The organism is Actinocrinis sp. (assembly GCF_035938995.1).
Classification (GTDB): domain Bacteria; phylum Actinomycetota; class Actinomycetes; order Streptomycetales; family Catenulisporaceae; genus DASZGI01.
This window is the reverse complement of record NZ_DASZGI010000229.1, coordinates 1-8007: the sequence shown is the minus strand read 5'-3', so window position 1 is coordinate 8007 and position 8007 is coordinate 1. Positions and strand designations below refer to the sequence as shown.

4 protein-coding genes are annotated in these 8007 nt (G+C 69.5%); 3 read left to right on the top strand and 1 reads right to left on the bottom strand.

The genetic code is table 11. From position 1 onward, the window contains the following. The first annotated feature begins 85 nt into the window (after positions 1-85). Together VGZ32_RS16485 and VGZ32_RS16480 are read left to right on the top strand one after the other, a co-directional pair. Positions 86-1423, top strand: coding sequence for a glutamine synthetase family protein (locus VGZ32_RS16485; protein ID WP_326886935.1), 1338 nt, complete (start codon positions 86-88; stop codon positions 1421-1423). A 324-nt stretch (positions 1424-1747) separates the two neighbouring features. Beyond that, entirely contained in the window at positions 1748-3241 is a 1494-nt protein-coding gene (locus VGZ32_RS16480) for a phospholipase C (RefSeq protein WP_414642555.1), read from the top strand. Between the two features lie 30 nt (positions 3242-3271). On the opposite strand, the gene VGZ32_RS16475 is transcribed toward VGZ32_RS16480, so the two are convergent. Further along, positions 3272-3988: a TetR/AcrR family transcriptional regulator gene (locus tag VGZ32_RS16475; protein ID WP_326886933.1), complete on the bottom strand. Its 717-nt coding sequence runs from the start codon at positions 3986-3988 to the stop codon at positions 3272-3274. Between the two features lie 423 nt (positions 3989-4411). Here VGZ32_RS16475 and VGZ32_RS16470 point away from each other — a divergent pair. Further along, the coding region (locus VGZ32_RS16470) for a bifunctional [glutamine synthetase] adenylyltransferase/[glutamine synthetase]-adenylyl-L-tyrosine phosphorylase (RefSeq protein ID WP_326886932.1) at positions 4412-8007 on the top strand (3596 nt) is incomplete at its 3' end.

Here is an 8007-nt window from a genome sequence, read left to right as displayed (position 1 = left end):
GTTCCATCCGCCAATGGTTCATGCCTTTGTAACGCTGCGGCGATACTGTGGATCGGTCGTGTGCGAGTGATCGGGAGCGTGGGCCATGGAGCGCCAGCAGGAGTTCGTCCTCAGGACCCTCGAGGAGCGTGACATCCGCTTCGTCCGGCTATGGTTCACCGACGTCCTGGGTTTCCTGAAGTCGGTGGCGGTGGCTCCGGCCGAGCTTGAGCAGGCCTTCTCGGAGGGAATCGGCTTCGACGGGTCGGCGATCGAGGGCTTCGCGCGGGTGCACGAGTCCGACATGCTGGTCAAGCCGGACCCGTCGACTTTCCAGATCCTGCCGTGGCGTGCCGAGTCGCCGGGGACGGGCCGGATGTACTGCGACATCCTCACGCCGGACGGTACCCCCTCCTACGCTGACCCCCGCTACGTGCTCAAGCGCGCGCTGGCTCGCGCAGCCGAGCGCGGCTTCACCTTCTACACCCACCCCGAGATCGAGTTCTTCCTGTTCAAGGGGCTGTCTGAGGCGGGAGCCGAACCCACGCCGGTGGACTCCTCCGGGTACTTCGACCTGACACCGCACGGGGTGGGCCACGACTTCCGTCGTCAGGCCATCACCCATTTGGAGTCCATGGGTATCTCGGTCGAGTTCAGCCACCACGAGGCCGGCCCCGGCCAGCAGGAGATCGACCTGCGCTACGCAGACGCGCTGACGACTGCCGACAACATCATGACCTTCCGGCTGGTGGTCAAGGAGGTCGCGCTTGAGCAGGGGGTCTTCGCCTCCTTCATGCCGAAGCCGCTCGCCCAGCACCCCGGCTCCGGTATGCACACCCACCTGTCTCTGTTCGAGGGCGACCGCAATGCCTTCAACGAGCCGGGCGCCGAGTACCAGCTCTCAAAGGTCGGCCGCTCCTTCATCGCCGGGCTGCTCCGGTACGCCGCCGAGATCAGCGCGGTCACGAACCAGTGGGTCAACTCCTACAAGCGGCTCACCGCCGGCGGCGAGGCTCCGCCGTACATCTGCTGGGGCCACAACAACCGCTCCGCGCTGGTGCGTGTCCCGATGTACAAGCCCGGCAAGAGCCAGTCGACGCGTATCGAGGTCCGCTCTCTGGACAGCGCCTGCAATCCGTATCTCGCGTACGCGGTGCTGCTCGCGGCCGGGATGAAGGGGATCGAGGAGGGCTATGAGCTGCCCCCCGGCGCCGACGACGACGTCTGGAAGCTGACCCGGTCCGAGCGGCGCGCTCTGGGCATCGAGCCGCTGCCGGCCTCGTTGGACGAAGCCGTCCGGATCATGGAGCGCAGCGAGCTGGTGGCCGAGACGCTCGGCGAACACGTCTTCGACTTCTTCCTGCGCAACAAGCGTGCGGAATGGGACGAATATCAGCGGCAGGTTACTCCGTTCGAGCTGAACAGGTATCTTCCGGTCCTGTAATCGTCTGTAATCACCGTGTGATCACGGCTACGCCCGCAACTCCCCTGAAGTTCACCTGCGCGCTACCCGGCTGTGTGCGCGCTGTCCGGGGCTCGGAGGAGGCTTCTACTCCGCAGAACATCCGGAGCCGACTTTCTCGGCAAGCACGCGGAGGGGCATGACGTGGCAAGACTTCCACGCACACTCGGGCAGGTCGGCAGGCGCCGCCCGGCCGTGGTCGGCAGCACCGCGGTGGTGGCCGCGCTGGGGCTGACGTTCGCCATCGTCCAGCCGAGTTGGGGCAGCACCTCGAGCCCGGCGGCGCCGACCTCGGGCGGCGTCGTGATGCTCAGCGGTGGCGGCGACGGCACCGCGACGCCGATCAAGCACCTGGTCGTCCTCTTCAACGAGAACATCTCGTTCGACCACTACTTCGGCACTTACCCGAACGCCGCCAACACCGACGGCACGAAGTTCACCGCCAAGCCCGACACCCCGGCCGTCAACGGCCTGACCAGCGCGCTGCTCAACAACAACCCGAACGGGATCAACCCGAAGCGGCTGGGCCCGTCGCTGGCGATGACCTGCGACCAGGGCCACGGCTACACCCCCGAGCAGAAGGCCTACGACAACGGCCTCGCGGACCAGTTCCCGGCCAACACCCAGGTGGAGAGTTGCTCCGCCCCCGACAACGGCGTGCCGGGCCTCGTGATGGACTACTACGACGGCAACACCGTGACGGGGCTCTGGAATTACGCGCAGAACTACGCCCTGAGCGATAACTCGTTCGACACGGTCTTCGGCCCGTCGACCCCGGGCGCCATCAACCTGGTCTCCGGCCAGACCTCCGGCGGCTACGCGGTCAACGCGGCCGGCCAGAGGGTCTCCGACCCGGGCGTGGTCGTGGCCGCGAACTCGAGCGGCATCGGCACCGTCATCGGCGACCCGGACCCGGGCTTCGACGACTGCGCCAACACCAGCGACCACCTGGTGATGACCGGTCAGAACGTCGGCGACCTGCTGAACGCCAAGGGCGTGAGCTGGGGCTGGTTCCAGGGCGGCTTCGGGCCGTCCACCCCGGCCACCGCGACCTCCAAGGCCGTTTGCAACTCGGCGCACACCAACGTCGGCGGCGCCTCGATCCGCGACTACAGCCCGCACCACGACCCGTTCGAGTACTACGCCTCGACCGCCAACCCGCACCACCTCGCCCCGGCTTCCGAGGCTGAGATCGGGCTCAACGGCCAGGCCAACCACCAGTACGACCTGTCGCTGCTCTACACCGCGATCAAGGACGGCAACCTCCCCGCCGTCTCGTTCGTGAAGCAGAGCGAGTACCAGGACGGCCACGCCGGCTACTCCGACCCGCTCGACGAGCAGCAGGGCGCGGTCACGCTGATCAACGCGCTCGAGAAGTCGAAGGACTGGAAGAGCACCGCGGTCGTCATCGCCTACGACGACTCGGACGGCTGGTACGACCACGTCGCCCCGCCGAACGTGAACTCCTCGTCCGACGTCGCCAACGACGCGCTCAACGGCACCGGTGCCTGCAACACCCAGTCGCGGCTCCCGCTGGGCGGCACCGAGGACCGCTGTGGCTACGGCCCGCGCCTGCCGCTGCTGGTGATCTCGCCCTACTCCAAGGAGAACTACGTCGACCACTCGGTGACCGACCAGTCCTCGATCCTGAAGTTCATCGAGGACAACTGGGGCACCGGGACGATCGCTGGGTCCTTTGACTCCGTGGCCGGCTCGCTGAACTCGATGTTCGACTTCAACAAGCGGGAATCGGACCGGCTCATCCTGGACCCGGTCAGCGGCAAGGTGCTCGAGGACTGACGCCTCGGCACCGTTCGGCCGAACCGCGGATCAGGTGGCGGCTGGGGCGACGAATCCCTCGGCCGCCTGCCTGATCAGCGTGGTCACGTAGTCCCGCAGCCCGTCCGGCGTGCCGCTCTCGGGGATCATCCCCGGGGCGGCACGCCGCAGCATGAGCACCCCGAGAAACAGCGAGTACGAGTACAGCATCGAGGCGTGGGCCTGTTCGGCGCTCTGCCCGGCCTCCTCGCGGCAGCGCTGGGAGAACGCCATGCGCTTGCCGAGCACCCGGTCCACTGCCGGTCCGATCACCGGATGATCGGCGTTCCAGAGCAGGACCAGGAAGATTTGGATGTCCCGCTCCGAGCTGGCGAACGCGGCCGCGGTGGCGTGCTGACGTTCCACCGGATCGGCAATCGGCTCGAGCGTCGCGAGGACGTCGTCAGTCCCCGTACGCTCCCACTGCGCGACGGCCGCCTCGAGCAGCGCGTTGCGGTCCCGGAAGTGCCAGTAGAACGAACCCTTAGTCGCGCCGAGACGTTCGGCGAGCGGCTCGACGGCGACTGCCCGCAGGCCGTCGCGGGCCAGCGCGTCGAGGGCGGCGCCGATCCAGTCGGCTCGGGTGAGAGTGCGGCGATCCCGGGGGCGGGGCGGCACCGGTCGGCCGCGCGCCCCGTGCGCGGCGTCGGGAGGGATCGGCCGGGGCGTGGGATGGTGGGGGGCGGCGGGGTGCGGATATGAGGCTGAAGCCAGAGTCGCGTCGCGCATGGCGTCACCGTAGCGCAGCAGAGGGTAACCGCGAGGGCTGCGACTCTTTTGAGCGAAGAGGCGGGAACTGGCGTCATGCAGCGCGATCACCTGCCCGGGCGTGTGGATAGTCCGTGCCGGTAAGGCTATCGGGTGGTCAGGTCTTCGGCCGTGGATGCACGGCGTGAGCTAAGGGTGGATCGCGACCGGGTGGCGGAGAGGCACGGTGGCGAAGCGGCGCGACGGCCGTGAGTTCGAGGCGCTGCTGATGTCCGTCTGGACATGCGTCGGGCATCGAGAGCGAGAGCCGTCGTTGCTGGCTCATCGAAAAGCGTCGATCGACCGCAGCGTGACGCCTCGTCGCGGAGTGCGAACTCTTCGGCACGGGAAATGCCCTGGTTGGATGGGCGTGACGGCCCGAGCCCGGCTGGTTAGAGTCGTCTGGTGGCACTGGATCGGGAGCGCGAGTCGAAGGTAAGCCTGTTGGCTCGGCGGGGGTTCGTCGATCCGGCGGCTGCCGCCGCCATCCTCGCCTCGCCCGCGTTCGGGGAACTGGGGCGCGATCCGATGGCGACGGAGGCGCTCGGCCGCTGCGCCGATCCGGATCTCGCACTCGGCTCGCTTGCCAGCCTGCTGGAGGCGAGCCCGGAGCCGGGGCTGTTGCGAGCGACCCTCGCCTCCTCCAAACCGTTGCGCGACCGTTTGTTCGGTGTTCTCGGGGTCAGCGACGCACTCGGCGCTTTCCTGGTGCGGCATCCCGATTCGTGGCACGTTCTGGAGGAGTTCGACGTCGAGGACCTCGCGCCGGGCGCCGGGCGGTTCTCCGCGTTGATGCTGGGTGCCGTGGGGGCCACGCCGCCAGAGCCGCCATGCGGGTTGGCGGATGTGGATCTGGACGATCCAATCGCCGCGGTGTCGGATGCTGACGCCGACGGCGGTGAAGCACCGGATGTGCCGCACGCGCTGCACGCCCCCGTGAGCCCGCCGGTCGCCACGCTCACCGGTCAAGAGGCGGCCGACGCGTTGCGGATCGCATATCGCAGGGCACTTCTGGCGGTGACCGCGCGGGATGTGGCGGCTGGAACGGATCTCACGACGGTTGCCGCCGATCTGGCGGACCTGGCCGGGGCGACCCTGGAAGCCGCGCTCGCGGTGGCGCGGGCCGAGGAACCCGAGGGCGTCGCTCCGTGCCGTCTCGCGGTGATCGGCATGGGCAAGTGCGGGGCCCGGGAGCTCAACTACGTGAGCGACGTCGATGTCGTGTTCGTCGCCGAACCGGTTCGGCCTGGAGAGGGTATTGGCGGCGCGGGCGAGGTGCCGGCGACGCAGGTCGACGAGACCGAGGCTTTGCGCACCGCGACCAGGTTGGCTTCACGGATGATGCGGCTGTGTTCGGAGAGCACGCCGGAAGGTTCGATCTGGCAGGTTGACGCGGCGCTGCGACCTGAGGGCCGGTCCGGGCCGCTGGTGCGCACGCTCGCCAGCCACACCGCCTACTACCAGCGGTGGGCGAAGACGTGGGAGTTCCAGGCGCTGCTCAAGGCTCGGCCGGTGGCGGGTGACGTGGCACTGGGCGCCGAGTATGTCGCGATGACCACGCCGCTGGTGTGGAGCGCGGTGGCCCGCGACAACTTCGTTGACGACGTCCAGGCGATGCGGCGCAGGGTCGTAAGCCACGCGACCGATTCGCTGCGGCGCGCGCCGGGCTCTGTCGCGGTGGACCGGGAGCTGAAGCTCGGACCGGGCGGCCTGCGCGATGTCGAGTTCGCGGTGCAGCTGCTCCAACTCGTACACGGGCGTGGCGACGAGACGCTTCGCGCCCGCTCGACACTCGATGCGTTGGATGCGCTGGCCAAGGGCGGGTACGTCGGACGAGAGGACGCCGCGCATCTGGCCGAGGCGTATCGCTTTCTGCGCGCGGTCGAGCACCGGATCCAGCTTTTCCGCCTCGAACGCACGCACACGATGCCCGACGACCCGAGCGCGCTGCGCCGGATCGGGAGGTCGATGGGGTGCATGGTCGATCCGGCGGGTGAGCTTCGGACGGTGTGGCAGAGGCACGCGCGGGAGGTGCGCCGGCTGCACGAGAAGCTGTTCTACCGGCCGCTGCTGTCCTCGGTGGCGCGATTGGACGACACCAGCGCGGCGGTGCCCAGCGTCGTCGGCCCGCGTCCGCGGCTTTCGCGGGAGGCGGCGCGCTCGCGGCTGGCGGCGCTCGGCTACGCGGACCCGGCGGGCGCGCTGATCAACATCGAGGCGCTGGCGACGGGGGTGAGCCGTCGGGCGGCGATCCAACGCACGCTGCTGCCGGTGATGCTCGGCTGGTTCGCGGATGCCCCCGATCCGGACGCGGGATTGTTGGCGTTCCGGAGAGTGTCGGACGCGCTCGGCTCGACCCCCTGGTATCTCAGGTCGCTGAGGGACGAGGGTGAGGCGGCGTGGCGGCTGGCGCGCGTACTGTCCTCGGGAGGCTATGCCCCAGATCTCTTGATGCGTGCACCGGAGGCGGTGGCGCTACTCAGCGATGACAAGGCGCTGGTGGTACGAGAACGCGGAGCAATCGAGGCCGAGATGATGGCCCTGGTCTGCCGGGCGGACAGCGCCGAGAGCGCGGTCGCGGCGGTGCGCGGGGTGCGACGACGGGAGCTGTTCCGGATCGTCGCGACGGACCTGCTCGGGATGCTGGGGGGCGATGACGGCGCCGATCCGCTGGACGTGCTCGGCCGCGCGCTGACGGACGTCACGGCGGCGACGATCGAGGCGGCGCTGGCGGCGGTAGTCGCGTTCCGGGGCGCTGGGAGCACGGATGGTGGGGACGAGGTTGAAGGGCGTCGGCCGGTGCCGCTGCCGGGCGAGCCGTGCGGCGGCACACCGGCGCACCGCGCAGCGCGGGAGGTCGAGGCCCGGCAGGCTCAGGCGCGGATTGGCGGTGGGCTGGGCGAGGCGGCTGAGGGTGACGCGGTCGTGGGCGTTGGAGGCGGGCATGGCGAAGGCGCGCCTTATGACGTGCTGTCAGAAGGCCGCGCCCACGTGGCAGCGAACGGTGATGCCGACGCGGACGCCGATGCGGCAGAGGCACGCGACCGCGCTGCTGTCCCGGCGCAGGAGCGGGCAGTGGCGAGCAACGGCCTGCCCACCCGGCTTGCGGTGATCGCGATGGGTCGATTCGGCGGGGCGGAACTTGGCTACGGCTCGGACGCCGACGTCATGTTCGTCCACGAACCCCGCGAGGGCGCCGACGAGCAGCGGGCCACCGCGGTCGCGTTCGAGATAGCGAACGAGCTGAGGAGGTTGTTGCAGCTGCCGACCGCCGACCCACCGCTGGTCATCGACGCCGACCTGCGCCCCGAAGGACGTCAGGGCCCGCTGGTGCGCAGCCTCGCCTCCTACGCCGAGTACTACAAGCGGTGGTCTCGGGTGTGGGAGGCGCAGGCGTTGCTGCGCGCGACGCCCGTCGCTGGCGATGCCGTCGTCGGCAAGCGCTTCGTCCGACTGATTGACCCGATCCGCTACCCGGTCGGCGGCGTGGCCGAAGCCGATCTGCGGGAGATCCGTCGGCTCAAGGCGCGCATGGAGGCCGAGCGTCTGCCGCGCGGCGCCGACCGGTCGCTGCACACCAAACTCGGCCCGGGTGGACTGTCGGACGTCGAATGGGTGGCACAGCTGATCCAGCTCCGGCACGGCGCCGAATTCGCCGAGCTTCGCACGACCGCAACGCGCGCGGTGCTCGCCGCAGCCGTCGCCTACGAACTCCTCGGCGAGGATGACAGGGCGCTGCTGGACGACGCATGGTGCGAGACCACGCGCCTGCGCAACGGCATCACCATCGTCCGGGGCAGGCCAGCCGACCAGTTGCCCACGGCGGCGCGCAGTCTGGCCGGGATCGCGAACTACCTGGGCGTCTGGGACGAGCGGAGCATGTCGGGCGCCGGCGTCGGCAGAAGTGGGTCGGTTTCTGGGTCTGGGGTCTCAGGGCATGGAGCCTCCGGGGCGGGGTCGGCAGGGCAGAGCAGGGCGGGTTCTGGGGCAGGGGGACATGG

Bases quoted from the DNA above. Each gene is read 5' to 3' on its own strand.
- VGZ32_RS16485 (WP_326886935.1), top strand. From the start codon at position 86: ATGGAGCGCCAGCAGGAGTTCGTCCTCAGGACCCTCGAGGAGCGTGAC.
- VGZ32_RS16475 (WP_326886933.1), bottom strand. From the start codon at position 3,988: ATGCGCGACGCGACTCTGGCTTCAGCCTCATATCCGCACCCCGCCGCC.
- VGZ32_RS16480 (WP_414642555.1), top strand. From the start codon at position 1,748: ATGCTCAGCGGTGGCGGCGACGGCACCGCGACGCCGATCAAGCACCTG.